The following is a 25139-nucleotide window of genomic DNA, read 5'->3' as shown; positions in this document are numbered from 1 at the left end:
GCGGAGGGTCGTCCGCGTACTGGGCGTACGCGGACGATCCCGACAACGCGGCGAGACGCCGTGCCAGGCGTCGCGGGCCAGACGGGACTTTCGAAACACGCCCTAGTGTGCTGCGCCTGAAATTCCTAGGTAGTTCCGGCTGAGTCGCGGACGGTCAACACGCCGGGTCGGCGACCGAAGTTGGACCGCCAGGACGAGGCAGATCTACCGACGGACTACTGGCGCAGGACACTAGTTGTCTTCCCAGTGCCGCGTGGCGGTGGTCGCGATGACGTCATTGGCGTAGACGAGTGCCACGCGGTGGTTGTACTGGATGGTGTACATCTTCTTGCTACCGATGACGACCGTTCCGGATGAGGCGAAGTAGTCGTCGGTGGCTGTCGCCGGCTGGGTGGCAACATAGGCCTGGCCCGCCGGAACCGAGTACATGCTCAATGGTGCTTGCGTCGACGCGCCCAGGCCTGCGGGGTACTCGGACTTGTCCGGGTAGCTGGATCCGTAGACGGCCACGGGTGTGGCGCCAACGGGCTTGATGATCTTCGCACCGTAGACGGGCCGGGAGTTCTTGCCTGCGGGGTTGTGGAACCAGACCTTCGCGCCGCTGTACCAGACGGCAGTCCAGTCGCCCTGAACCTCGACGACGACAAACTGCTGGCCGGCCTGTGCGGTGCTGCCCCAGTCGTTGATTCGATTCGTGCCGGCAGCGGTCCCGTGGATCGCCTGGTCACCGAAGAGAGGTGCATCCACGTCGGGAGCGGTGCGCAGGTACACGAAGTTCGACGCTTGCTGCTTGTCTGTGCAGGACGTCGTGGCGCCCGTCGGATCGTCGGACGGGCAGACCTGGACCGTCTGCACATTGCCGTCGAAGGACGGGTCGATGGATACGACCGAGCCCTCGGACGGGACGCCGGGCAGTCCGCTTATGGGGCGGCCGACCAGGCGCATGAAGTGGTCCCAGTCCCAACCGTTGCCCGGGTCCCAGTGCATGGCGGACACCAGCGAGGAGTTCGGCCCGGCAACGTTGTCATGGCCCAGGATGTGCTGACGGTCCAGGGGGATGTCGAAACGGTCCGCAAGGTACGTCACGAGGTCAGCCGTGGCCTGGTACTGCGCCTCGGTGTACCAGGTCGCGCCCTGCACGGCGTATCCCTCATGCTCAATACCGATGGAATGCAGGTTCGTTGAGTAGTTGCCCGCGTGGAACGCGATGTTCCTCGTGGGCACCATCTGCGTCACTGCGCCGTCCGAGGACCGCATCACGTAGTGCGTCGAGGCGACGTTCTTCGGGTCTGCGAGTCCCCTGACCCCGGAGTCGTAGGAGCCCTCCAGGTCGTGGATCACAATGGTGTCGATCCGTATGCCGTTGGCAGGCCGGTTCGAGACCTGGCCTCCGGCCGGAGAGCCGGCGACAAACGTGCAGGCCACGGTCGACGGACATTCAGTGTCGGCGTCTGTCGTGGCCTTGAGCCGCAACTGGTCGATCTGCGCATCTGCAGACCGCACCGAAGGACTGGCTTTCAGCTGGACCTGCTGACCGTCGTCGGTGACAAGGGCAACTCCGCTACGGATGGTGCCGTAGACACGGTTCGCGAAGCGAACAGCCCCCTGCCTCTGGGTCGACTGGCTGTACCGGGCCACTGCGCCGTACCACAGCGACGGGTCTGCCGGCATGCCGTCAGTTATCTGCTTCGCGTAGGAGGCAAGTAGCGCCGCACCGCCTCGAATGTTCTCTGCGGGGTCCTTCCGCAGTATCTCCGGGCTCTGTCCGGTGAGCTTCGCGGCAGCCTGCAGCGTATGCAGGGCCGGATTCGAGGCGAGGGAGGCAAGGTCACTGCGTCCCGCGGCACCCGCGTCACCGCCGACGAGCATGGCCGGGGTGACGTCGGTGAGGTGCATCGGCCCAAAACCGCCGTCGGTGCTGGGCTGTGCGCCATGTGACTGCCACCGTGACTCCTGGTAGGCCACACCGAGCAGGACGCTGACGGGGACGTGGAACTCAGCGGCTGCCGCTATGAAATCCTGCTGACGGGAGTCGCCGTGGGACTCGCCGGCACCCTCGGCCAGTGCGGTGAACGGCAGCGTAGCAAGGCTGCCTGCTACCAGCGCGCCGATCGCAATGGCGACCGAGGGACGGAGCCGCACTCTTCTCTTGTGCAAGATGCTGATCCTTATGCGGTTGAAAACCTGTCGAAGAAGCCACCGCCGGGCGGTCGCGCAGCACTATCGCTGGAACGGTCCGGAGGCAACGATGCCAACATGACAGGCCAGCCAGGCGAGTTGTGACACCGTTGCCACGGACCGGAACGTGTCAGCGCCGTGACCTGCCCGGCGAGGCCACGATCCTTCTCGGCGGCAGCACGCCATGGGCCAGCCAAGGTTCACTGACTTTCTCGACTGCTCCCGGGCAAGGAAGTCATCCGCCCGCTCTCACCGCCCCCTGCGGGGCAGAGACTTCGACCCGCCGACTCAGCGGCATTTGTGACCGGCCCACCCTCAGCGATCGGACCAGTCGGGACGATTAATTTCGCCCCGGCGGGTGCTGTACTGCTGCAGCAGTGTGTCCGCCGCAACCAGCGCCTGCTCGGCGGTGCGCACTCCGGTCATGACGCACAGCGTGTATATCGCGTCCTCCAGAGCCCGGCTGGTCCGACCCGTGGGACAGATGTCGTACTCGATCCGCGCTTGTGCGAAACGGGCGAGCGCAATGCGCACTTCCTTCTCCACAGGAACGATCACTGCGGTTCCCTCTCCCTCTCGTAGCCAATGCTTCAGGCGCCTTTATGCACTTCGACGGAAGCAACACGACGGACAGCATTCATAGCCACCCGAGCAGTCGAAGACGCCGGGCAGTGCTTTCAGAAATCGTTCAGGGAGCGATCGTGCCTGCCGATGCCCCCCTCCGACATGTCGGCCAACCGCACGGCAACTCTCCGAACAGAACGTCCAAATGGAGCCTGCCTCCACACCCACTAATGCCGCCCGCCCGACGCGCCCGCAGACAGCGGTCAAGGAGGCTCTGTTTATGCCATTCCTGTTCAGGCACAGCTTCTTCGCTGCATCGAGCGTCTCGCCGTCCTCACACAGGGACCACCCAGAGCACTTGTTTGTGACACCACGATGGGCGGGACGAACTCTCACACGGTGGTAGCCGCGTCGATCCGCGGACGAAGCTTTGGGGCGCCCCCTCCTTGGGACGGCAGCAAGACTGGCCGCCCGCCAAGAGCGTGTCACACCTGAAGCAGGCACTCGGTCTCTATGGTCGGGCCACCCGGCCGGAGCTCAAAGTCCGTTCCTGACTGCGGACTTACTGTGGCACGGCCGCTACTCAACGGCAGAGACACACGGAACAACATCTCATGGTGCATCTCATGGATAAATCAAAGGTCCAATCCAGGCGCGGAACTTCCGCCAGACGCACCTGGTTCCAGAGGCTGCCCGACCAACCGACGATAACGACCCCCTATCTTCGGCATTCCGAGGCCTTCCTCAACGCCGAACGTGCACGCCTTGCCGCCCAGCCGGGTCTTGGATTTGCCGGGCTATTGGTAGTCGTTCCACTCGCCGCACTGCTCGCCTTCGGACCGGACGGCGCCGAGAGTGCAGTGGTGATCCTCTCGCCACTCATGACCTTCGCACTGCCGGTTCTCTCAATGGTTGCGTTCTGGTGGGAGGACTGGCCGGGTTCGACCCTGCGCCCTGGTTGGTCGGCCCTCGTGGACACGCTTCTGATTGCAGCGGCGGGTGTCGCCCTGGCGGCCGTCGGCCAGATGATCGTGGGCCATTCCGACGTGTCCGGCCTCTTCGACTCCACCCCGGAACCCGGCAGCGCACCCTTGTATCCCGCCGCAATGCCGCTTGGACTCACGGTCTTCACCGCGATGCTGCAACTCACCCTCGTGTGCGAGGGCTGGCCGTTCAAGCGACTGCCCAGGCTGGTCGCGGGGTTCGCAGCGCTGGCACTCTCCTGGGGACTGGCTCTGCTCGTGCAGTACACGGCGTACAGATTCCGCGCGCCGGCGGGCTCCGGCCTGACCAGTCAGGATGGTCCCTTCTCGCACGAGGACCTCAGTGCCGTGTTCGCACTGTGCGGGGCGTGGCAGGTTTGGTTCTTCATCGTTTGGCGTGGCTGGCCGTTGAACAAACTCGGCAGACGATGGCTTCGGATCACTCTGGGGAATCTGCTCGTGTTCGCCGGCACGGCGTTCAGCTTCGCACTGCTCGACGGTTTGTTCGGCGTTGCAGCACGTACCATCCTTGCCACCGTTACCAGTTTCAGCACAGCCGGGCTGCTTGTGGCCATGCTCTTCGAGGGAGTCTTCCGCTCCCGGGTATCCGCGGCGTGGGAGCGGGCGATGACTCTCTTTGTCTCGGTGGGTGTGGGTGCTGGGCTCTTCGGCGGGCTGATCACCTATGCGGGCACGTTCACCTGGACAACCTCGAGTGCCGAGGGATGGGTGTCCCATGTCTGCGTGAACGCCCTTGGCTCGGGCGTGCTTTTCCATGTGGGTGTCAGCCGCCGTTGGCCGCTGAACGGTACGACATCCCCTGCGCAGCGGTCGGCAGCACATCCGCCAGCCGACGATCTGGGGTCGAGCAGTTCGACACCCTGACCAATGCCGGACCTTCCTGTACGCCCCGGAACCGGAGCTCACCGTCTCACGCCACCCTCGAACGCGATGGTGGCTACCCCCAGAAACCCGAACGCGACAGCACTCGCGTAACCACGGCGAGAAATGTGGCCGCACTGCTGTAGAGGCTCGGAGGGGCTGGCCGACTTCCTCGATCATCGTCGCCGACTTGGTTGGCCGCCGTGTTGTTATGCTCCCACCGTGCAGGGGTCAAGATGAGCGGACAGGGTCGCAAGCAACTGCGCGGTCGGAGGCGCGAGTGCATTGCGCTTGAAGAGCTGGCGTCGAAAGTCGAGGCCGGACAGAGCTCAGCTCTTGTCCTACGCGGTGAGGCCGGAATAGGGAAGTCGGCTCTGCTCGATCATCTGGCCCAGCACGTCGCCGGATACCGCGTCGCACGCAGCGCAGGTGCCGAGTCGGAGATGGAGCTCCCGTTCGCAGGCCTGCACCAGTTGTGTGCACCGTTCCTCGATCGCGCCGCCTCCCTTCCGCAACCGCAGAGAGAGGCGCTGACCACGGCGTTCGGGGTCAGCGCGGGCCCACCACCGGACCGGTTCCTGGTCGGTCTCGCCGTGCTCGGGCTGCTGACCGAAGTGGCGGCCGAAAAGCCGCTGTTCTGCTTGGTGGACGACGCGCAGTGGCTCGACCGGGTATCCGCACAGACTCTGGCCTTCGTGGCACGGCGGATGCTCGCTGAACCCCTGGCACTGGTTTTCGCCACGCGTGAACTGCAGGCACGCGACGAGTTCGCCGGACTGCCCGAACTGACGATCGACGGCCTCGAGAACAGCGACGCGCTCGCGCTTCTGGCTTCGGAGGCCGGCGGTCCGTTGGACGAACGAGTCCGCGACCGAATCCTCGCAGAAGCCCGCGGCAACCCCCTCGCACTTCTGGAACTTCCGCGCAGCCGGGAAGTGACGGAACCCACTGACGGATTCGGCCTCCCGGATCCCGGACCGGTGACCGGCCGCATCGAGCGGAGCTACCTTGAGCGGGTCCGCTCGCTACCGCCCGCGACGCAGCGGCTGCTGCTGACAGCCGCCGCCGAACCGATCGGCGACGTGACACTCCTCCGACGCGCAGCGGCACTACTGGACATCGATCCTGAAGCGGCAGGCCCGGCAGTGGCAGCGGGGTTGTTCGACATCGGTGCTCTGGTGCGATTCAAGCATCCGCTTCTGCGCTCGGCAATCTACCGGTCGGCCGGACTGGCGGAGCTGCGAGAGATCCACCGTGTCCTGGCAGAGGTGACTGATCCCGTCCACGATCCCGACCGCCGTGCATGGCACCTGGCACGATCAACCGTGCGGCCCCACGAGGAGATCGCCACCGAGCTGGAGTCATCCGCCGTGCGGGCGCTGGCGCGCGGCGGCACCGCCGCGGCTGCGGCGTTTCTCGCTCACGCGGCTGTATTGACTCCGCAGCCACAGCGCAAAGCGACGCGTGCCCTCGCCGCAGCTCAAGCGAAGCTTCGCGCCGGTGCACCAGCCGCGGCGCGTGATCTGCTGGCCCTCGCCGAGAGCGGAGTCCTGGACGAGGTCGGTCGCGCTCGCGTGCACCTCACCCACGCTCAGATCGCCTTCGCCACCAGCCGCGGGACCGAAGCGCTCCCCCTCCTGCTGGCCACCGCGCAGCGCTTGGTCCCGCTCGACGTCGGCCTGGCTCGCGAGACGTTCCTGGACACTGTGTCGGCAGCCATGTTCGCAGGGCGCCTCGCTGTTGGGGCTACCTTGCGAGAGGTGGCGGAAGCAGCGCGCAGGACGTCACCGTCCAACACACAGCCGCCACGCAACGCCGACCTTCTCGTGGACGCCTTGGCCACCCGGTTTACCAGTGGATACCGTGCCGCCGTCGCCGGCGCGCGTGACGCGGTGAGCGCGCTCCGCCGGGAGACCGACCCCGAGCAGGTCCTGCGCTGGTCATGGTTGGCCTCGGCCCTCGCTGCCGAGATGTGGGACGACGAAGCTTGGACTGAGCTGGCGACACGCCACGTGCAGACCGCCCGCACCGTCGGCGCGCTGACAGACTTGCCACTCGCGCTCAACTCACTGGAAGTCGTCCACACGTACGCCGGTGAACTGGAGGCGGCGGCACTGCTCATCGCGGAGAGTCTCAGTGTCCAGGAGGCCGTCGGCAGCAACAGCTTCGCACCCTACGGACCGCTTACCCTCGCCGCCTGGCAAGGAAGGGAACGCGAGGCCGCCACGCTTGTCAGGACCAGCCTGAACGATGCCATGAATCGCGGTGAGGGCGTCGGCGTGTCCGTGGTTCATCGGGCCGCAGCTGTGCTCTACAACGGTTTGGGCCGATACGAGGAGGCATTCGACTCCGCCCGTCAGGCGAGCGCGCACCCGCAGGATCTCGCCGTATACAACTGGGGATTGACTGAACTGGTGGAGGCCGCAGTACGCAGCGGTCACCGCGAGGCAGCCGAGGCCGCGCTGGCCCGACTGACCCGGGCTACCGAAGCCGCAGCCACGGATTGGGCCTTGGGTGTTCAGGCACGGTCGCAGGCTCTTCTCGGCCAGGAGGGCTCTGCCGAAGAGCTCTACCGCGAGGCTGTTGAGCGACTCGGACGTACTCGTGTCATGACGGAATTGGCACGGGCACACCTACTGTACGGCGAGTGGCTGCGACGGCAGAACCGGCGCTTCGATGCCCGTGAGCAACTTCGCGTGGCGCACACCCTCTTCAGTCGATTCGGCGCCGACGCGTTCGCCGAGCGTTGCGTCCGCGAACTGCGGGCCGCCGGCGAGACCGTGACCCGGCGGCGGACTGGTACGGCCCCGGCCACGTTGACCCCCCAGGAAACGCAGATCGCGCAGCTGGCCCGTGCGGGACTCACCAACACCGAAATCGGCGCACAGCTGTTCCTCAGCCCGCACACCGTGGAATGGCACCTGCGCAAGGTGTACGCCAAACTCAACATCACCTCTCGCCGACTCCTGCACACGGCGCTCTGACCGATACGACGCCCTTGCAGTCCTACCCGGACCTGGCGGATGCTTTCCCACCCTCTCCGCACTGATCTCAAGCGACTGATCCGCGGCTACCGACGCCAGACCAACAGTCCGGTGACGTGACGGACGCCCCAAGGGCTCTCCACGAGGTGACCACGAAGCCACCTACGGCTTGTCAAGGGCGCGACCAGGTGCCTGTCTGCATGAACCTGATGTGAGCCGCCCTTTGATGGAGCGGTGCCGAGGTGAAGAAGCTCCATGAAAAAATTGCTGACTCTGTCCGGTGGACACTGCAAACGCCCCGGGTCCCTATGAAGAGGGACGGTAATCAATCCATGGGGTAGACCAGAAACGGCGCCGATATGCCTGATCACGAGACCGAAAGCAGCCCGCGACGGCCGGCTGAATCCTGCGGGTTCGGTCTCTGAGGTTCCCCCGCTGCGCGGGAGTGGCTGACTAGCAGGTCAGGGCGGGTTGACGTGGTTTCAGGTTCACTTGTTCGGCCGTTGCCCGGCTGGCGTAGCGCGAGGCGGTCTTCGTCAAGGCCGTCCACCGCCGGCCGCTGATACTGGCTCTCGGTATGGCGGAGGCGTAGGAACACGTGCTCCCACTCGACGTCAAAGTACAGCAGATTCTCGATGTCGATCATGACGGGATGGCCGTCTCGGTCGACCATGACGTGGTCCGGGCCCAGCTCGCCGTGGACGACGGAGTGCTCGGCGCGCGGTCGCATCGCCGCGGTCAGCTGACAGCCGCTCCTCCAACTGATCGCGGGCGTCGGCGATCATGTGGTCGCGCGCGGTCGCCTCGGCGAGGCAGCGCAGCGCGAAGGCGATCGCTGCCTGCTCACACGAGGCCCGACGTGACATGCCGTCCACGTCGATCAGGGCCACCTTGCCGAAGGACGGCGCCCGGTGGCCGCGCATCGTCGCCAGGCTCTCAGCGAGGCGCATCATAGTCGGCTCCGCGGCACGCGAGTCGCGGTTGCGCAGGTCCACCAGGTCCTCGCCGGGCACGTCCTCGACGATCGCGAGGTCGGCCGGATAGTGGGTACGGTCACCGTCGACCAGGTGATCTCAAGGACCCGAAGGCCCAGCGTCTCCAGCCGCTCGTGCGCGGCCTCGAACAGGTCGAGCCCGGTGCCGGGCGAGAAGGCGTCGGGGTCGCCATCGTGCTCGGTGATCGGCCAGTAGTTCTCGGAGTTCTCCCACAGATAGGTGATCGCCGTCATGGCGTCGCCATCGTCAGCTGACGCCCTTCGTAGTGCCGCTCGGGAGTCGCTCGACCGCTTCCAGCCGTCGCCCGCGGCCCAGCGCGGCCCGCGGCGCACCCGCCAGCTGATCCCACGTCGCGTTCTTGGGTGCCACGTCCGCACCCCGCCCTCCGCCTTGATGACTGGGTCCGCGACTGCCACCTGAAAGGCAAGGCGTCCATTACATGGGTGCAGCTTCACAGCGGTCGGGGACACACGCGGCTCCGTGCCCGGCCGGCCTCGCGGCTCCAACGGCCGGGCCGCTCTCCGTCGTCAGAAGTACCTGCTCCAAGCGGTCCAGGTCACCTCCCTGCGCCGCCGCGAGAAAGGCCTGCACAAGACGGCGGTGGCCAATGGAATCCACCGGTTGCCGGTGACGCTTCGCTACGAGTCGCCGCTGTGCGCGAGCGACCTGCTGCCTGGCGTTGACGACGCTGAGATGCAGAAGACCGGCAATCCGCTCATACGGATAGCCGAACCCCTCCCGGAGGACGAACGCTGCCCGCTGCGGAGGTGTCAGCGTCTCCAGAAGCAGCGAGACCGCTCGCTCCACGGCGTCCTGCTGCTCGGCTCCTGATTGCGGGCTGGGGCCAGGGTCCAATGCCTCTGGAAACCAAGGTGTGGCACTGCGTTCCCGGCGTCTGTACGCCGACTGTACCGAGTTGATCGCCAACCTGACGGTGATCGTCCGCAGGAGCGCCTGCGGACTTCGCACGAACGTGCGGTCGGTGCACTGCAGCCGCAGCCATACCTCCTGGACCACGTCTTCCGCCTCGTTCTCGTTGTCGAGGATGCGATAGGCGATCTTGAGCAGTGCCGGCCGATTCCGCAGGTACATGGAGGCCGCATCCTCCAGATCGTCGATGGTCGAGGTCGAGGCGTGGCCGTCCGCCCTCGGCAAGCGTCTGGCTTCGAGCAGGTACCTGTCCATGGTCGGCTCCTCCGCCGGGTAGGTCAGCAGCCTGGAATTCGAGCTGTGACCAACCTCGCGCCGAAGCGGCGTGGCCGCGCCTTCAGGACTCCGTGGGACCCCGTGGGGAAGTGCGTGGTGATGCCGTGGTGAGTCCGTGGGCACCCCGCTCGGCTGCGGGCTTGGACAGGACCTGCACGCGTGATGGACTCAACAGTCCTTGCGCATCGAACCACGCAGAACAACGTCGCAATACACCTAGGCAATGGCCCATGTGTTCCCAACATCGAACACGGCTAGCGCGTGGTCGTCATGCCTTCCGGCCGCACCGAAGAGATCTCTTTGCGGGAGGAGATACCCAATTTCGTGAACACCTTGCGCAAATGCCATTCGACCGTATGGGGGCTGAGGAACAGTCGGGCGCCGATCTCCGGGTTCGTGAAACCCTCCTCCGCAAGTCGCGCGATCTCGACTTCTTTTGGCGTGAGGACCGCCGGCACAACTGAGGCACGTTTGCGTACTTTCGCTCCCGCAGCCTGGAGCTCACGTCGTGCGCGCTCCGCGAATGCCTCGGCGCCCGCCTCGCTGAGCATCTCGTGCGCTTCGCTCAGCCGTTCACGAGCGTCCGCTGGTCGGCCTTGACTTCGCAGCCACTCACCGTACCTGAGTCGAGCGCGGGCGCTGTCCATCCGGACCTGCGTCCTGTCGAGTAGTTCGATGGCTTCTCGGTGCAGATCGTCGGCTGCCCTTCCGTCGCTCACAAGGGCACGGGTAGCGGCCGAAATACCGAGTGCCCAGCTGGTTTTGCTGGCTTTGGCCATCTCTTCGATCGTCCGCACGGCTTCGGCCGCCCTGGGTGTTCGCCCCAACCGTACGGCTGCCTCGACGAGTTCCACCCTGGACTGGAGGGACAAGCCGAGTTCCTGCGGGTTCTCGCATCCACGTTCTGCGGATGCGTAGGCCTCTTCGTATCGCCCAAGGCCGTTGTAGAGCACTGCCAAGGCCCACTGCGTGGCTGTCGTGACCTTTCCCTCGTCCTGCAGGAGACGGTCTTGCGTGAGCGCTTCGATCGCCTGGTAGGTCGAGGACTCTCGTCCCTTGAAGGGTTCCAGAACCAGTGCGCCGTAATGCGCGAAGAAACTGCTGCCCGTCGCCTCACCGATCGCGTTCGCCTCCGCGACAAGGGAATCGGCGCCCCGCAGGTCGCCGGCGAATGCCCGATTCGACAGACGCAGCAGGAGGGATGAGGGCAGGACAGCGAGGGCTCCTGTGCCGCGGCCCATCTCGACCAGCCGTGCGGAGAGCTCTGACCAGGCATCGAAGTCCCAAGTCGTGTGTGCCATACGGCACACGAGCGGGAGCCACCCAAGACCGTCCTCCGGCGCGACCTCCTCCGTGCGGAAGGCGGCCACGGCCTCCATGAGAACCGGCGCCCCAGCGGCGTAACCCTCGGTGATCACCCGTGCGACACCCTGCAAGAGGAGATCCTCACGGGTCGCAGGGTGAGTTGGGGGCGGTGCGCTCAGCACCGCTTCTGCAACGTCGCGGACGTCCCCTGCGGCCAGTCGGCCTGCGGTCAATGCCGCGTAGATGGCGTCCCGGTAGGTCTCACGGGCGAGCTTGGCGTCGAACGACTGGAGCCGTTCGGCTGCTTTGAGCAGCAGCGGTAGTCCGGCACTGGCGCTTTTGGAGACAGACATGATCTGCCCGCGGAGCAGCATGGCTTGCGCGGACCCGACTTCGTCGAGGTGGCTCAGTTCCGCCGCGTCGACCAGCTCCCGCGCAACGTCGAAAGCGCCTGCCTGGTACTTGGCCTGCGCCGCAGCCAACGCCCGGGGCCCCCGGCGTGCGGGGTCCGAGGTTAGTTCGGTGGCTCGCTGGAGGAAGGCTGCCGCCGTGGCGATTCCGCCGCGCAGTTGCGCGCGCCCGGCCGATCTCTCCAATTCGGCAGCCACGGCTTCGTCCGGTCCCGTAGTCGCGCTCGCCAGGTGCCAGACACGGGCTTCCGGATCGAATCGCGCGTCGATCGAGTCGGCCAAGGCCTTGTGGACCCGCTGCCGTTGTTCGAAGTCGGCGGCGCGATACGCCGCCGACCGAACCAACGGGTGGCGGAAGCGAACCCACGCACCGAATGAGACGAGTCCGGACGTTTCGGCGCTGGCCTCGGCAGCGCTGACAGGGATTCCGAGACGTTCAGCAGCCCGCCGTAGCAAGGCCACATCACCGACCGGCTCTGCAGCGGCAATGAGCAGCAGTTGTTGCGTTTCCGCCGGGAGTGACTGGACGCGACGGAGGAAACCGTTCTCGATCTGGCTGGACAGTGGCCGAGGCTCGAGTCCTACTAGCCCTCCTGCCAATTGGACCGCGGTCAGGCCTCTCGGCAGCTCCAGAAGTGCCAGCGGATTGCCGCGCGTTTCGGCGACGATGCGGTCTCGCACGCGCCGGTCGAGCGGGCCGGCGAGTACCGATTCGAGGATTCTGCGGGAATCTCTGTCGCTCAACCCGCGCACGTGAAACTCTCGCAGGTCGGTGAAAGCCTCGCGAGGGCCGGACTCGCGGACGGCGAGAACAAGCAGAACCGATTCGGCCAGCAGCCGACGAGCAACGAACTCCAGCGTCTGGGCCGACACGCGGTCCAGCCATTGCGCGTCATCCACGAGACAAACGAGCGGCTCGTCACCGACGGCGCCGGCAAGCAGACTGAGAGTCGCCAGCCCCACCAGGAAACGATCAGGCGGATCACCAACTCGCATCCCGAAGGCCGTGCGCAGCGCGTTCTGCTGGGGTTCGGGAAGATCATCAAGGTGGGACAGCAGCGGAGCGCAGAGTTGGTGCAGTCCAGCGTAGGAGAGCTCCATTTCGGACTGGACGCCGGCCGCCCGGACGATGCGGCAACCGATGGCGCGCTCGACCAGGTAGTTCAGCAGTTCGGTCTTCCCGATGCCTGCCTCACCACGCACCACCAGGACCCCGCTCTGCCCGGCCCTGGCTTCTGCCAAGAGGTGGTCGAGGTATTGGCACTCATTCCGGCGCCCGACGAGCCCGGCTCGCGCTCCGTCTCTCCGCATGGCAGCCTCCCCGGCTGCCACCATACCTCGGCCTCGTGTACGCGCTGTCTCAAAATCGTCCCGTGCGCGCATGACAGGACGACGAGCGTTTTGCGAGCCGTATCCATCAGCCTTGGCCTGTAGCCCCCGCTTCGATCGGCTCGCCCTCCTCCGTAAGCAGTGCGCGCCGCAGCGTAGGGCGCGCACTGAGCGAGGGCAACGGTTGGGGCACCTCCGAGTCGCGGAGGGCGCGAGGCCGGCGGTCGACCGCTCGTACGATCGGCCGCCCGGCGTATGGTCGGAGCGCGAGAACCCTACGGTGCTTCAGAGCGTCGTTGTGTCGTTCAGAGCGCGGGGAGTGGGCCGAGGCATCCAGAACACCGCTGGTCAGCCGTGAGTGGACCTCGGCAGTCGGACACCATCGACGTACAGGTCGACGTGCTCGTTGTAGAACGCGGTCAGCCCCGCGATGCGGTTGGCATGAATGGTCGGAAAGTCGTAGCCCCAGGCGATGTCCTCATGGGAGGCCTTGTCGCTGTCGAAGGACCAGTAACTGCTCGTCGTCCCCTTGTAGGGGCATCGGGTCACGGTGTCCGAATGCCTCAGTCGGGTCCAGTCGACGCAGCTGCGATCGAGGTAGTAACGGGTGGGGAGGCCCGTTTCGAACAGTTTCACACAGTTGGGGGCCTCCGCCAGCACCGCACCATCCAGCTCCACCCGAACGCTGCTTGTGGAACGCAGGGCGTCCACACGGGAGTATGGGCTCCTGGGATGAACGAAGACGGGTTCGTCTTCCTCGAACCAGGCGTCCAGGGCTTCCCATTCGAAGCGGACGGTGTCATGCAAGGGTCCCGGAGCACCCTCGCCCCAGAGCCAGGCCGCGCCTGCGCGGACGTGAGGGCCTACCTGCAGAGTGTGTCGGTGTGCCGGTCCGGCACCGAGCTGTTCCGTGTGTTCGTCGTCGTGGAGCACACCGTCCACAAGGTCCTCGATCGGGATGCTGAACTGAGGGTAGGCCTGCCATTCCCACACGTACAGGGCGCGGCGCGTATCGAAGGCGACGCGACCACCGATCGTGCCGCGGATGCGGCGGGGCACGGGCTCGACGTGCCCGATCGGAACGATCAGGCTTGGATGCAGAACACTCTCGGTTGCCATGGTGATCACCTTGGTTGAATTCGCCGGCTGTGCGCCCTCCGTACCGATGCCCGTGGACCCAAAGACCACGCGTACCAGGAGAAAGGGGCCACACATCCACTGAGTTGATGCTGTGGGCCAAGCCTGGTGGTGCATCACCAGGCTGTTGTCACATGGTGTCCCATCTCGATGCAATCCGCTGGGTCACGATTGCGGAGTCGAGATCAGGCGGTGGGTCGGGGGCGCGGAGGTGGGCGCGCTGCTTGAGTTCCTCTTCGTCGACGAGTTCGAGCATGGGCTTGCCCGGCGCGCACATCATGGTGACCACGAACTCGGTCGTCTCGTCGGCCAGGGCGTTGCCGTCCTGGTAGTGGATGGCGTCACCGCCCGGCTCCCAGAACGTGCCGCCCGCCTCGACGACACGCTCGGGCTCCCCCTCCAGCTCGAAACGGACCGCACCCTTGGTGACGTAGCCGAACGCCGGACCGGAGTGACGATGCGGCGGAGTGCCGGGGTCCCCGGGCTCCCAGTGCACATGAATGGTCATGGCCGAGGCTCCCACGGGAACGGTGATCGGCGCGGCGTCCTGCAGCAGCTTCGCCGCCCTGGTCCAACTCGGCCCGTCCTCGCCACCATCCCCATGCCCGTGCCCATGATGTCCGTTGTCCGACACTGAGAAACACCCTCCAGTCTGTCCACGAGCGGACGCCATGCCGTCCGCCCCAAGCGTGACCGCGTAGTCGTCGCGAATAACGGCTCGTATATCCAGACCGAGCGGCGCCCAGATATGTGACAGCGGAGCCGACGGGCGCTACCCGATCGCGGTCTCGACGTCACAACGCGCAGCGGCGTCTCGTCCAGACGTTGAGCCAGTTGTGCGCTTTCAAAGGGTCTACGCATCAACGTGGCAGGCGAACCATGGGAATTCTCAGTTCGCCCGAGGTCGCGGACGCACCCGGCACCACTGTGATCAGGAGCAATCCTTGACGGCGTGACAGGCGCCTCTCATACGCGGTGAGCGGGGCCCGATCGCTCTGAACGCGGTTGCAGCCGCGCGCCTCGATTCGGCCATCGCCGTCTGCCGCCCTTCCACCGCGTAGTCACGCACCCGATGGGTGTCTCGCACAATCGCTTCGTGGGAGCCAGGTCAGAAGACACCGGTAGGGACGTGGGATACCGGGCCGCGCTCATCCCAGTGCGGGTACTTGTTCCTCGTCCGGTTGACGGGGCGGGCCGTCCGTGTTCCCCCGGAGATAGCGGAGCAGGGGTTCGTCGGTGTCCTCGGCGTCGAGTTCCCGCACGGCCTCCTCGACCGCCTGGCGGAGGAGTGGCGAACCCAGCCGCAGTACGTCGTGTGCGACGGCGGTGAGTTCGGTTTCGACGCTCCGGCGGTCGTGCAACGAGGTGTGCGTGATGATCAGGCCACGGTCCCGCAGACGCGCCACGAGACGGCTGGTGGCGGACTGGCTCAGCCCTATCCCGTTGGCCAGGTCGTTGAGGTGCAACAGGCCCGTATCCGCCCGCACGCCCTCCCACAAGGCGCGAAGGGCGTAGAACTCGCTGGCCCCCAGGCCCAGATGCTGATGCAGGTGTCGCTCGATCCGGGTCTCGATCCGGCGATGGACAAGGGTCAGTGTGTTCCACTGCGTGATCAACGTGGCATCGTCACTCATCCGGGATGGCCTCCCTGTTGTCCGCAGCGCCCGACCGCTTCTGCGGGAAGGACGTCCCAGCAGGAGGAAGCGGCGTCGATCCGCCGCCGCTTGCCTGTACCGAGTAGACAGGCCAGGGGTCATCCTTGTGACAGGCATGTTGTTCTTGTCGCACAGCGTCGGCAGGAGCCTCTTTGCTCAGTCAGGTACAGGAGCCGACAAACCTGGCCTCTTGCCCGCCAAGCCGGATTTCCTGCTCCGTCCGCCTCTATGCCGCTTGTCGTACAGATGAGTGCCCCGGACGAAGCGATCGAGGGGCCGGCGGCAGCAGGCGGTGCACGTGGCCGTCGGGGGCGAGCAGTTGTATGAGGTCTTCCAGGTCACCGGTGCCGGCCGCGGTCCGGAACGCGGCGACGAGGCGACGGTGTGACTCAGCTGGGACCGGTCGCTCCCGGTCACGTTCCAGGCGGACTTGCGCGCGGTGGACCATTACCCGTGCGTTCGGGGTGCTGATCCGAAGCAGCCTCGCGAGATCGGCATAGGCGTAGCCGAAGCTCTTCCGCAGTACGTAGGCGGCCAGCCCAAGAGGCGTCAGCCTCGCCATGAGCAGGGCCAATGCTGCCTCGACGGCCACGGCTTGCTCAGCACCCAGTACGGGGTCCTGGGCGGCGCGGTCGCCGAGGCCGACCAACTGCGACTCGTCCGGGATTTCGTGGCGGTGCGACGCGGACTGAATCACGTTGATCGCCAGGCGGGTCGTTGCCGTGGTCAGGAACGCGGCAGGATTCTCGATCGACGCGCGGTGGGTGAGCTGCCAGCGCAGCCACACCTCTTGGACCACGTCTTCGGCTCCCGAAACATCGCCGAGAATTTGGTAGGCGATGCGGAACAGCCGTGACCGCTGGGCGAGAAAGTCGTCGAGGGCAAGCTCCAGGTCGTCCTCGGCTGACTGGGCGACAGGCGGTTCGGCGTGCGTCGTCGCCTCCGGGCTGGGCGCGGACATCAAGGGCTCCTCTTCGTGGGCGGCGCCCATCGAGGGCGTTGGTTCCACCCTCGGTCCGCAGCACTGCTCACCGCGCCCTTGGTGCTCGTGGTCGAGTCCGTAGGGACCCCATGGGGACCCAGGGAAAACCGGGGGCCCGGCAGGAACCCCGGGGGTCCGCACGACCTCAGCCGGATTGCGCCGCGGCCGCGCCTGTCGTGGCCGGGGCGCTCGCGATGGCAGCCGGCAGCGCGCGACGTGAGTTGATCCCGAGCTTCGAATACACCTTTCGCAGGTGCCACTCCACGGTGTGGGGACTGATGAACAGCTCCGCGCCGATCTTCGCGTTCGTCATGCCGTCGGCCGCGAGCGTCGCGACCTGCGACTCCTGGGGAGTGAGGGCGCTTGTCGGCTTGGCTTTCCGCGACCTGACGTGCTCGCCGGTTGCGATCAGCTCGCGGCGGGCCCGCTCGGCGAACGCGTGCGCCCGCATTCCGTCAAACATTTCGTGGGCCGTGCGAAGGTGCTTCCGGGCCAGCGCACGGCGCTGGCTGCGGCGCAACCACTCGCCATACAGCAGGTGGGTCCGCGCCACCTCCACGGCCACACTGCCGCGGCCGAACTCCTCGATCGCGGTCCGGTACAGACGATCGGCCTCTACACCGTCGGTGAGCAGGGCCTGACTGCGGGCGCTGGCGCCACGGGCCCAGCCGGAATCGGCGGCGCGGGTAACTTCGACAAGCCGGGCCAGCGACGCGCGGGCCTGGTCGAGTTCACCGCACCGGGTCGCGGCCTCGATGTGTTCGACCAGCGACAGGCCAGTGAAGTTGAACCCGTCGTGCTCGATGCCCGTGCGAGCTGCCTCCAGGGCCTCCTCGTAACGTGCCAGGCCGTTGAACAGCACGCCCTGGATGTATCCCATGGCCCCCAGCAGGGATACCTCGCCCCGTTCCACGGCACTCTGCCTGGCCTCTTTGATGATGTCGGCGGCGACGTCCGCTTCGCCCCGCCACGCGGCCAGAACGAGCGTCGCGTACTTGTGCGGAGCATGGCCGGTTGCGGCGGCGATCGCGTCGGCCTCGTCGATCATCCGGGCTGCCTCGGCGAAGTCGCCGTAGTGGATGTGCACTCCGCCGGCGTAGATCAGGGCCGGTGGCAGCGCGCTGAGCGCCCCGATGTCGCGGGCCAGGCGCACCGCGCGACTTGACAGCGCGTCCCACGCGTGAAGATCCCAGGCGTAGTGGATGAACGCCTCGAGCGCGACCGGGACCAGCAGAAGCCAGCGCACGGTCGCCTCCCGGGTGCTGAGTTCCTCGTGCAGGAGCAGATCCAGCGCGCCGCGCAGTGCCGGGACACCGGTCTCGTAACCGTCCGCGAGCAGCGCGGCCACACCGTCCAGGAGCAGGTCGGCGGCCTTGGAGCCCGAGGGGGGCGCCCCGGATCCGCGGGCTGCGATCGCGGCGGCGCGGGCACCTGTCGGACCGTGGACCCGGCCCGCGAAGATCGTTGCGCTGATTGCCTCCAGGTACGTTTCCCGCGCCAGTGGTGACCCGGCTGCGGTGAACTGTGCGGCGGCCTCAAGGAGCAGGGGCGCCGCCTCGTCACTGCGGCTGCGGGCGAAGAGAATCCTGGCCCGGAGGTGGGCCAGGCGGGCGCGGTCCAGGGCGCTGAGGGGACACAGTTCGGCCACCGTCGCCAGTTCCGTGGCCCGGTCTGGCGCGGCGGCCGAGAAGTGCGCCTCGGCGGCCGCGAGAGCCCGGCGCCCCCGTGAACTGGGGTCCGGCGTCACCTCCGCCGCGCGCTGCAGCAGTACCGCCTCGGCGGCGATGCCGCCCCGCTGTCGCGCACGGTCGGCAGCCTGCTCCAGCCCTGCGGCGACCTCCTCGTCCGGGCCTTCAGCGGCCTGGGCGGCATGCCAGGCACGCCGGTCGGGATCCAGGACCGGATCCGTGGCCTCGGCCAGCGCCTGGTGTACCGCCCGGCGCTCTTCGGGCTCGGCTCCGTGGTAGACCGCCGAACGGACCAGTGGATGCCGAAACCGAACGGACTCACCGAACTCGATCAGACCGGCCGCCTTGGCCGGTGCGGCATGGGGAGTGATCTTGAGAGAGGCGGCCGCGCGGACCAGCAGACGCGCGTCACCCACCGGTTCCGCCGCGGCGATCAGGAGCAGTGTCCGGGTCTCCGGCGGCAGGGAACCGAGTCGGCTGGCGAAGTCTCGTTCGACGCGGTTCACAACCGGCGCCTGGACACTCGGAGAACTCGACGCGTTCAGGCCGTAGGCCAGCTCGGCCGCGCTGCGGCCACGGGAGAATTCGAGCAGCGCGAGTGGGTTGCCGTGCATCTCGGCCACGAACCGGTCCCGGATCCGCTTCTCCAGCCGCCCACCGACGGCGGCTTCCAGGAGCTCTCCGGCCGCGGCGGTGTCGAGACCGCTGATCCGTAGCGTCGGCAGACCACTGAGTGCGGCCTGCCCTTCGGGGTCGCGTACCGCGAAGGCCATCGCGACCGCCTCGGCGAGCAGCCGCCGGGCCACGAACTCCAGGGTTTGCAGGGACACCTGGTCCAGCCACTGAGCGTCGTCGACCAGGACGAGCACCGGTCGGGTCTCCGAGGCCCTGGTGAGCAGAGTAAGCACGGCAAGGCCGACCAGGAAGCGGTCGGGCGGGTCGCCGGCCGCCATCCCGAACGCTACGCGGAGGGCGTCGCGCTGGGGTCCCGGTAGCTCTCCGAGCCTGTCCAGGAACGGCGCACACAGCTGGTGCAAGCTCGCGTACGGCAGTTCCATGTCGGCCTCGATGCCGCGCGCCCAAGTCACCTTCATCCGCGAGGCCTGCGCGGCCACGTACTCGAGGAGCACCGACTTTCCGATGCCGGCTTCGCCACGGACCACCAGTACTCGGGAGCCACCTTGGCGCAAGCCGACCAGCAGGTCGTCGAGCGCCGCACACTCCCGATGCCGGCCGACCAGGTGGGGAAGGGGGCTGGCGATCATGCGACCGGCTCCTTCGAGGAATCCAGGGGAAGGCATACACAACGTTTGTTCGGAACGATCCTTGCAACGATACCTGGGGTGGCCCCCGCTGCCTGTGTGGAACTGCTGTGATTGACTCCACGTCAAGGAATGCCCAGATGCTGTCACATACGGTGCCACTATCCGGTCGACCACTGCCTGAGATGTTGTCTGTCCGCTGTCGCAGGAGGTCCCATGTCTTCGCTCGGTCATCAGCTCGCCACGTCCGTCCTCGTGGTGGGAGCCGGCAAGTCAGGCCTCCGGGCGGCCATCGAAGTCGCCGAGGCCGGTGTCGCGGTCATCGCCGTGCACAAACGGACGGCTGCCGATATCCACACTGCTGTGGCAACCGGTGGTTCCGAGGGAGCACACGTGATCCCTCGCCCTGGCCCTGGCGACACGTGGGAGCGGCATGCGGCCGACACGTTGCATGAGAGCCACCTGTTGGCCGACCCGCGCACCGCCCAGATCGTGGCCCACCACGCTGCACAGGGATTCCACGACATGGGGCGCTACGGCATGCGTTTCGACCGCCAGGGCGACGGCTGGCCCGCCCGGCGTCAGCTCGGCGACCGCATGGACCGCCGTGCCGCATTCACCGGCGAGCACACCGGACTGGAGGTGCAGCGAGCGCTCCGCGACCGCGCGAAGCAGCTCGCCATTCCCGTCCTGTCGGGCGTGTACGTCACCCGGCTGCTGGTCGACGACGGGACTGTGTTCGGCGCCTACGGTTTCGACGTCGTCGACGGCTCGCGCTACCTTGTGCACGCCGACTCGGTGATCCTCGCGACCGGAGGGCACACGCGCATCTGGCGGCGTACGTCCTCGCGTCGCAACGAGAACACCGGCGACTCCTTCCGCCTCGCCGTCGAAGCCGGTGCCCGGTTGCGTGACCCCGAGCTGGTGCAGTTCCACCCCGCCGGGCTGATCACGCCGGAGAACGCGGCCGGCATGCTCGTCAACGAGGCGGCACGGGGCGAGGGCGGGGTCCTGCTCAACAACCTCGGTGAGCGGTTCATGACGCGCTACGACGCCGAGCGAATGGAGCTTTCCAGCCGGGACAGGGTCGCTCTGGCGTCCTATACCGAGATCAAGGAGGGACGCGGCACCCAGGCCGGCGGCGTCTGGCTCGACCTGTCCCACCTGCCGCGCGAGACGGTCCTGACGCGGCTGCCGCGGGTGCATCAGGCCCTGTTGGACCTGCAGATGCTCGACATCACCCGCGACCCGATCGAGGTCGCGCCGACTGCCCAGTACTCCCTGGGCGGCGTGTGGGTCCGGCCCGAGGACCACAGCACGGATGTCAACGGGCTCTTTGCGATCGGAGAGGCGTCCAGTGGTCTGCACGGCGCGAACCGGTTGGAGGAGAACTCGCTGATCGAACTGCTCGTCTACGGCCGAATCACCGGCCGGGCCGCTGCGGAGTACTCGGCCGGGCTTACCAGCCAACAGCGGTCGCCGGCAGCGATTCGCGTCGCGGAGGCGGACGTGAGCCGACTTCTGGCCGCCGACGGCGACCACAACGTCCGCGCGTTGCAACGGTCAGTACGCCAACTGATGACGGAGCGGGCCGGTGTCGTGCGGGACGAGGCCGGGCTCGCCGCCGGACTCGCCGGACTCGACGACATCGAGGCTCGCGTGGCGAACGTGGGTGTGCACATCGACATCGGCGGCTTCCAGGACCTCGCGTACGCCTATGACCTCAGGTCCACCGTTCTCGCCGCTCGAGCGACGCTTGAGTGCGCCCTGGAACGGCGGGAGACACGGGGCTGTCACAACCGGTCCGACTACCCCGATGTCGACCCGGACCTGAAGGTCAACATGGTGTGGTCCCCGACGACCGGGGTGCGCCGCGAACCCGTCCCGCCCATCCCCACCGACATCGCTGAGCTGATGTACGACGTCTCTGCCGATGCCGAGTTGGTCGAGCAGCAGCCGGCCACGAGGGCACCGCGACGGGATCGTGGCTACCCGGATCGGTAGGCCGGACACGGTTGTTGCGGTTTGGGGCCCGGCGGCCAAGGACTTTATGGCCGCCGTCATCGGGTAGTTGTCGAGTTCACTGATGCCGACGTGCACCAGGTGCCGGGCCGGTCACGTGCAGGGCACCAGGTGGGGCACGGGCGCGATGTGGGCCGGTCCTCACCGGCACCATGGTTTCGCCGCACCTACGGCAGCACCGCCGTCGCCAGGTTCGGCGACGGCGGTGCTGCCGTAGGTGGTTGGCGCGTCGGCATCATGCTGTGCCGGTGCACATCGCCGTCGGCGCAACCTGCACATCACGTTGGCCGAACGGCATGCAGCACCCGATGTGCAGAGGATCCTGCTGCATCGCACTCTCTTCCCCGGACGGAGGGTTGGGGAAGGTGCGTGCTGGGTCAGGTGGTGGGTCGGGGGGCGCGGAGGTGGGCGCGCTGCTTGAGTTCCTCTTCGTCGACGAGTTCGAGCATGGGCTTGCCCGGCGCGCACATCATGGTGACCACGAACTCGGTCGTCTCGTCGGCCAGGGCGTTGCCGTCCTGGTAGTGGATGGCGTCACCGCCCGGCTCCCAGAACGTGCCGCCCGCCTCGACGACACGCTCGGGCTCCCCCTCCAGCTCGAAACGGACCGCACCCTTGGTGACGTAGCCGAACGCCGGACCGGAGTGACGATGCGGCGGAGTGCCGGGGTCCCCGGGCTCCCAGTGCACATGAATGGTCATGGCCGAGGCCCCCACGGGAACGGTGATCGGCGCGGCGTCCTGCAGCAGCTTCGCCGCCCTGGTCCAACTCGGCCCGTCCTCGCCACCATCCCCATGCCCGTGCCCATGCCCATGCCCATGGTGTCCGTTGTCCGACATTGTGTCGCACCTTTCATGATGTCCACCATGTCGTGGGGCTGTGATGTAGCCGAAGACATGGTTGTGAAGTGGGTCGCTGATCCCGTTGTTCCATATGACCGAGGACCCGGCAGATCTGTGACAGCCGAGAACGGGGCAGGTCTGCGGCTTCCTTGTCAGGGCTTCCGGGACCCGGTGATGTCACAGAACGGACGTCCGCCCTGTCTTAACCAACGGTCGGTCGCCCGATGCCCTTCCCGCCGCAGGGAAGTGTGGCGTGAAGAGAGTGGTATTCGACAGATCTGACCAGCCGGTGATGCGAGTGGGCAGCATCGGCATCACGCCAATCACCCCTGCACCCGAAATGGGAAAACCCGTGAATGACGAAGAAGTGTCGCATATCGGCCAGGAACCATCAGCACGGATCGAAACGCTCGACAGTCTTCGCGAGCACCTTCAATGGGCGATCGAACTGGAACACGCCACCCTGCCGCCCTATCTCTGCGCTCTCTACTCTCTCGACCCGACGCGCAACCCGGACGCTGCCCAAGCGGTCGGCAGCGTCTTCGTCGAGGAGATGATCCACCTGGCGCTGGCGGCGAACCTGCTCAACGCGGTCGGCGGGGAGCCTCGGCTGGAGCCGGCGACACTGCTGCAGCGTCATCCTCGCCCTCTCCCCCATGGCGACCGTTCCCTGCGGTTGTCACTTGTTCCGTTCGGGACGGAGGCACTCGAGATGTTCCTCCGTCTTGAACAGCCGGCAGCGCCCAGCGCTCTGCCGGAAGGTGACAACTACAAGACGATCGGTCAGTTCTACGACGCGATCGAAGAAGGGCTGCGTCACCTGTGCGCTGAACTCGGGGAGGCAGAAGTCTTCTGCGGTGACGGGGCGCGCCAGGTGACAGCTGGTCCCTTCGCCCATACCGGCGGCACCTTGACCGCGGTCAAAGACCTTGCTTCAGCGCTCGCGGCTCTGGAGGAAATCGTCGAACAGGGTGAGGGGACGGCACGTGGCGAAGTCTGGGACGGCGACCGAGACATCTTCCACCCCGGCCGCGATGAGGTTTCTCATTACTACCGGTTCCAGGAACTGAAGCTCGGACGCCGCTACCTGCGCGGTGATACGCCGCAGTCGGGACCCACAGGTGAGGCCGTCGTGATCGACTCGGACGGCGTCCTGCCGATGCGCCCCAACCCCCTGCTGGCAGACCATCCCCTGGGCAGCCCTATCCGACATGCTCAGGAGAAGTTCAACCGGACGTACTGCCAACTGCTCCAGCAACTCGAACAGGCTTTCAACGGCAGTCCGCAGATGCTCGGAGCCGCAACAGGCACGATGTACGCACTCAAGGCGCAGGCGCAAAATCTGATGACGATGCCCGACGGAGACGACACGACGGCCGGCCCGACATTCGAGTACGTCGAAACCCGGCCCTGAGGGGCTGTGAGATCTGACTGCTGCCGCGTTCCGGGAGTAGGTGAACCGCACCCGATTGAGGGCCTACTCCCGGACTCCGTAACGGCCGTAGGGCTCGCCGGGCGTCTGGCACATCACTCAGCAGCTGCACGATGCCGATCCGTTTCTGGACACCTCGGCCACCCGGTTCACCGTGCGTACCGCAACATGGTCGCCGTCTCACACGCCGCTGCACGCGCTTCGTCAGGAACGGCCTGGACGAGGTGCAGCGCTGGTTTCTGGGCCGGCACGGACGACGCCGTCAATCGCGGCGACGGTGTCGGTTCAGGCAGTCCCGTTGGTCCTCCCTGCGGGCCACCGCGGGGAGACCGTGATCCGGCACGCCGGATGCTCTCATCGACCGGTCGGCATGCGCCGCTCCCCCGCGAGGTAGTCGTCGAACGTGAACCGGCCTTGGTCGTAGTCTCCGTGAGGCAGCAGACCCCCTCCGGACATGGCTTTGCCGACCTTGCCCGGGAACGACACAGGAACGACGATCCGGCGCCGACCCTGGGAGCGCACGATACGGCGCGCCATGTCCACCATGCCCAGTTGCTGGGGTCCGGCGATTTCCCGTGCCATTCCCGCGGGGGCCTGGGTCACGTGGTCGACGAGCCTCTTTGCAACATCTCGGGCGGCAACGGGTCGGGTCAGCATGTTCGGTATCAGGACCACCGGTGACCGGTTGTCCAGCAGCGGCTCAGGGAACTCGAAGAACTGGGTGGCGCGGAGCACTGTCCATGGCAGATCTCCGCCGCGGACCAGTTCCTCCTGCGCGCGTTTGCCCATGTAGTACCCGAAGTCCACCTCGTCACAGCCGACGATCGACAGGGTGATCACATGCTTGATTCCAGTTCGCCGAGCGACGGAAAGCAGATTGCCGGTGGTCCGGGAGAAGAAGTCGACTGCGACCTTCGCTCTCGTCGTAACGACGTTCGTAACGTTGATCACCACGTCACAGCCGGACAATCGGTCCTGCAATCCAACGCCGCTGGTCAGATCTACGCCCTGCGAGCGGGCGAGGGTCACTGGCTGATGTCCTGCTGCGCGCAACTCGGCTACGACATACTTCCCTACCAGGCCGGTTCCTCCAGCAACAGCGATCTGCATGTGCTTCCTCCTCGTACCCATCGGTGGTTCCGACTCTGGCCATATGGACTAGGCAGACACTGATCCTGTGACAGAGCATGGGGCCTTCCCCCGTGAAGGTGGGCACGCGGTTATTGATCACGCGGCGAGCGTGAGTTTAGCGGTGTGGTGTCGGTGTTCGTATTCGTTGGGGC

The 25139-nt window shown here is 66.6% G+C and carries 17 protein-coding genes; 4 read left to right on the top strand and 13 right to left on the bottom strand.

Annotated features, from left to right (window positions below):
- Positions 1 to 231 precede the first annotated feature (231 nt).
- A complete protein-coding gene (locus tag ACIBTS_RS47620; RefSeq protein WP_399327982.1) occupies positions 232 to 2142 on the bottom strand; it encodes an N-acetylmuramoyl-L-alanine amidase in 1911 nt (636 codons plus the stop codon).
- A gap of 351 nt (positions 2143 to 2493) precedes the next feature.
- Positions 2494 to 2736 (bottom strand): DUF5133 domain-containing protein, encoded by a 243-nt coding sequence (locus ACIBTS_RS47615; RefSeq protein WP_399327980.1) that lies wholly within the window; start codon positions 2734 to 2736, stop codon positions 2494 to 2496.
- A gap of 620 nt (positions 2737 to 3356) precedes the next feature.
- Here ACIBTS_RS47615 and ACIBTS_RS47610 point away from each other — a divergent pair.
- Positions 3357 to 4610 carry a hypothetical protein gene (locus ACIBTS_RS47610; protein WP_399327978.1) on the top strand — a complete coding sequence of 418 codons (1254 nt, stop codon included), beginning with the start codon at positions 3357 to 3359 and terminating at the stop codon, positions 4608 to 4610.
- A gap of 233 nt (positions 4611 to 4843) precedes the next feature.
- Positions 4844 to 7591 carry an AAA family ATPase gene (locus ACIBTS_RS47605; RefSeq protein WP_399327976.1) on the top strand — a complete coding sequence of 916 codons (2748 nt, stop codon included), beginning with the start codon at positions 4844 to 4846 and terminating at the stop codon, positions 7589 to 7591.
- A gap of 367 nt (positions 7592 to 7958) precedes the next feature.
- Here the strand turns inward: ACIBTS_RS47605 and ACIBTS_RS47600 are convergent, their stop codons facing one another.
- The 9 genes from ACIBTS_RS47600 to ACIBTS_RS47560 all read right to left on the bottom strand — a co-directional run bounded on the left by ACIBTS_RS47600 (position 7959) and on the right by ACIBTS_RS47560 (position 19563).
- A complete protein-coding gene (locus ACIBTS_RS47600) occupies positions 7959 to 8237 on the bottom strand; it encodes a hypothetical protein (RefSeq protein ID WP_399327974.1) in 279 nt (92 codons plus the stop codon).
- 303 nt (positions 8238 to 8540) lie between these two features.
- Complete coding sequence (locus tag ACIBTS_RS47595; protein WP_399327972.1) at positions 8541 to 8819, bottom strand: hypothetical protein; 279 nt, start codon at positions 8817 to 8819, stop codon at positions 8541 to 8543.
- Positions 8820 to 9021: 202 nt separating this feature from the next.
- The gene (locus tag ACIBTS_RS47590) at positions 9022 to 9771 is read right to left on the bottom strand and encodes a sigma-70 family RNA polymerase sigma factor (RefSeq protein ID WP_399327970.1); all 750 of its coding nucleotides are present in this window, start codon (positions 9769 to 9771) and stop codon (positions 9022 to 9024) included.
- A gap of 275 nt (positions 9772 to 10046) precedes the next feature.
- A complete protein-coding gene (locus ACIBTS_RS47585; RefSeq protein WP_399327968.1) occupies positions 10047 to 12818 on the bottom strand; it encodes an AAA family ATPase in 2772 nt (923 codons plus the stop codon).
- A 366-nt stretch (positions 12819 to 13184) separates the two neighbouring features.
- Positions 13185 to 13955 (bottom strand): DUF427 domain-containing protein, encoded by a 771-nt coding sequence (locus ACIBTS_RS47580; protein ID WP_399327967.1) that lies wholly within the window; start codon positions 13953 to 13955, stop codon positions 13185 to 13187.
- A gap of 148 nt (positions 13956 to 14103) precedes the next feature.
- Positions 14104 to 14646 carry a cupin domain-containing protein gene (locus ACIBTS_RS47575; protein ID WP_399327965.1) on the bottom strand — a complete coding sequence of 181 codons (543 nt, stop codon included), beginning with the start codon at positions 14644 to 14646 and terminating at the stop codon, positions 14104 to 14106.
- 475 nt (positions 14647 to 15121) lie between these two features.
- Positions 15122 to 15607 carry a MarR family winged helix-turn-helix transcriptional regulator gene (locus tag ACIBTS_RS47570; protein ID WP_399327963.1) on the bottom strand — a complete coding sequence of 162 codons (486 nt, stop codon included), beginning with the start codon at positions 15605 to 15607 and terminating at the stop codon, positions 15122 to 15124.
- 247 nt (positions 15608 to 15854) lie between these two features.
- On the bottom strand, positions 15855 to 16589 hold the full coding sequence (locus tag ACIBTS_RS47565; protein ID WP_399327961.1) for a sigma factor: 735 nt from the start codon (positions 16587 to 16589) through the stop codon (positions 15855 to 15857).
- A 166-nt stretch (positions 16590 to 16755) separates the two neighbouring features.
- Positions 16756 to 19563 carry an AAA family ATPase gene (locus ACIBTS_RS47560; RefSeq protein ID WP_399327959.1) on the bottom strand — a complete coding sequence of 936 codons (2808 nt, stop codon included), beginning with the start codon at positions 19561 to 19563 and terminating at the stop codon, positions 16756 to 16758.
- 213 nt (positions 19564 to 19776) lie between these two features.
- Between ACIBTS_RS47560 and ACIBTS_RS47555 the strand changes: the two genes are divergently transcribed.
- A complete protein-coding gene (locus tag ACIBTS_RS47555; RefSeq protein WP_399327958.1) occupies positions 19777 to 21564 on the top strand; it encodes an FAD-binding protein in 1788 nt (595 codons plus the stop codon).
- 395 nt (positions 21565 to 21959) lie between these two features.
- Here the strand turns inward: ACIBTS_RS47555 and ACIBTS_RS47550 are convergent, their stop codons facing one another.
- Positions 21960 to 22421: a cupin domain-containing protein gene (locus tag ACIBTS_RS47550; RefSeq protein ID WP_399327956.1), complete on the bottom strand. Its 462-nt coding sequence runs from the start codon at positions 22419 to 22421 to the stop codon at positions 21960 to 21962.
- A gap of 256 nt (positions 22422 to 22677) precedes the next feature.
- On the opposite strand from ACIBTS_RS47550, the gene ACIBTS_RS47545 reads away from it, so the two are divergent.
- The gene (locus ACIBTS_RS47545) at positions 22678 to 23838 is read left to right on the top strand and encodes a ferritin-like protein (protein ID WP_399327954.1); all 1161 of its coding nucleotides are present in this window, start codon (positions 22678 to 22680) and stop codon (positions 23836 to 23838) included.
- 372 nt (positions 23839 to 24210) lie between these two features.
- On the opposite strand, the gene ACIBTS_RS47540 is transcribed toward ACIBTS_RS47545, so the two are convergent.
- Positions 24211 to 24966 (bottom strand): SDR family oxidoreductase, encoded by a 756-nt coding sequence (locus tag ACIBTS_RS47540; protein WP_399327952.1) that lies wholly within the window; start codon positions 24964 to 24966, stop codon positions 24211 to 24213.
- Positions 24967 to 25139 lie beyond the last annotated feature (173 nt).

The sequence above is a fragment of the Streptomyces sp. NPDC050121 genome, from assembly GCF_044460385.1.
Lineage (GTDB): Bacteria > Actinomycetota > Actinomycetes > Streptomycetales > Streptomycetaceae > Streptomyces > Streptomyces soliscabiei.
Note: the sequence above shows the minus strand (reverse complement) of the source record. Positions and strands in the feature narration are given on the sequence as shown.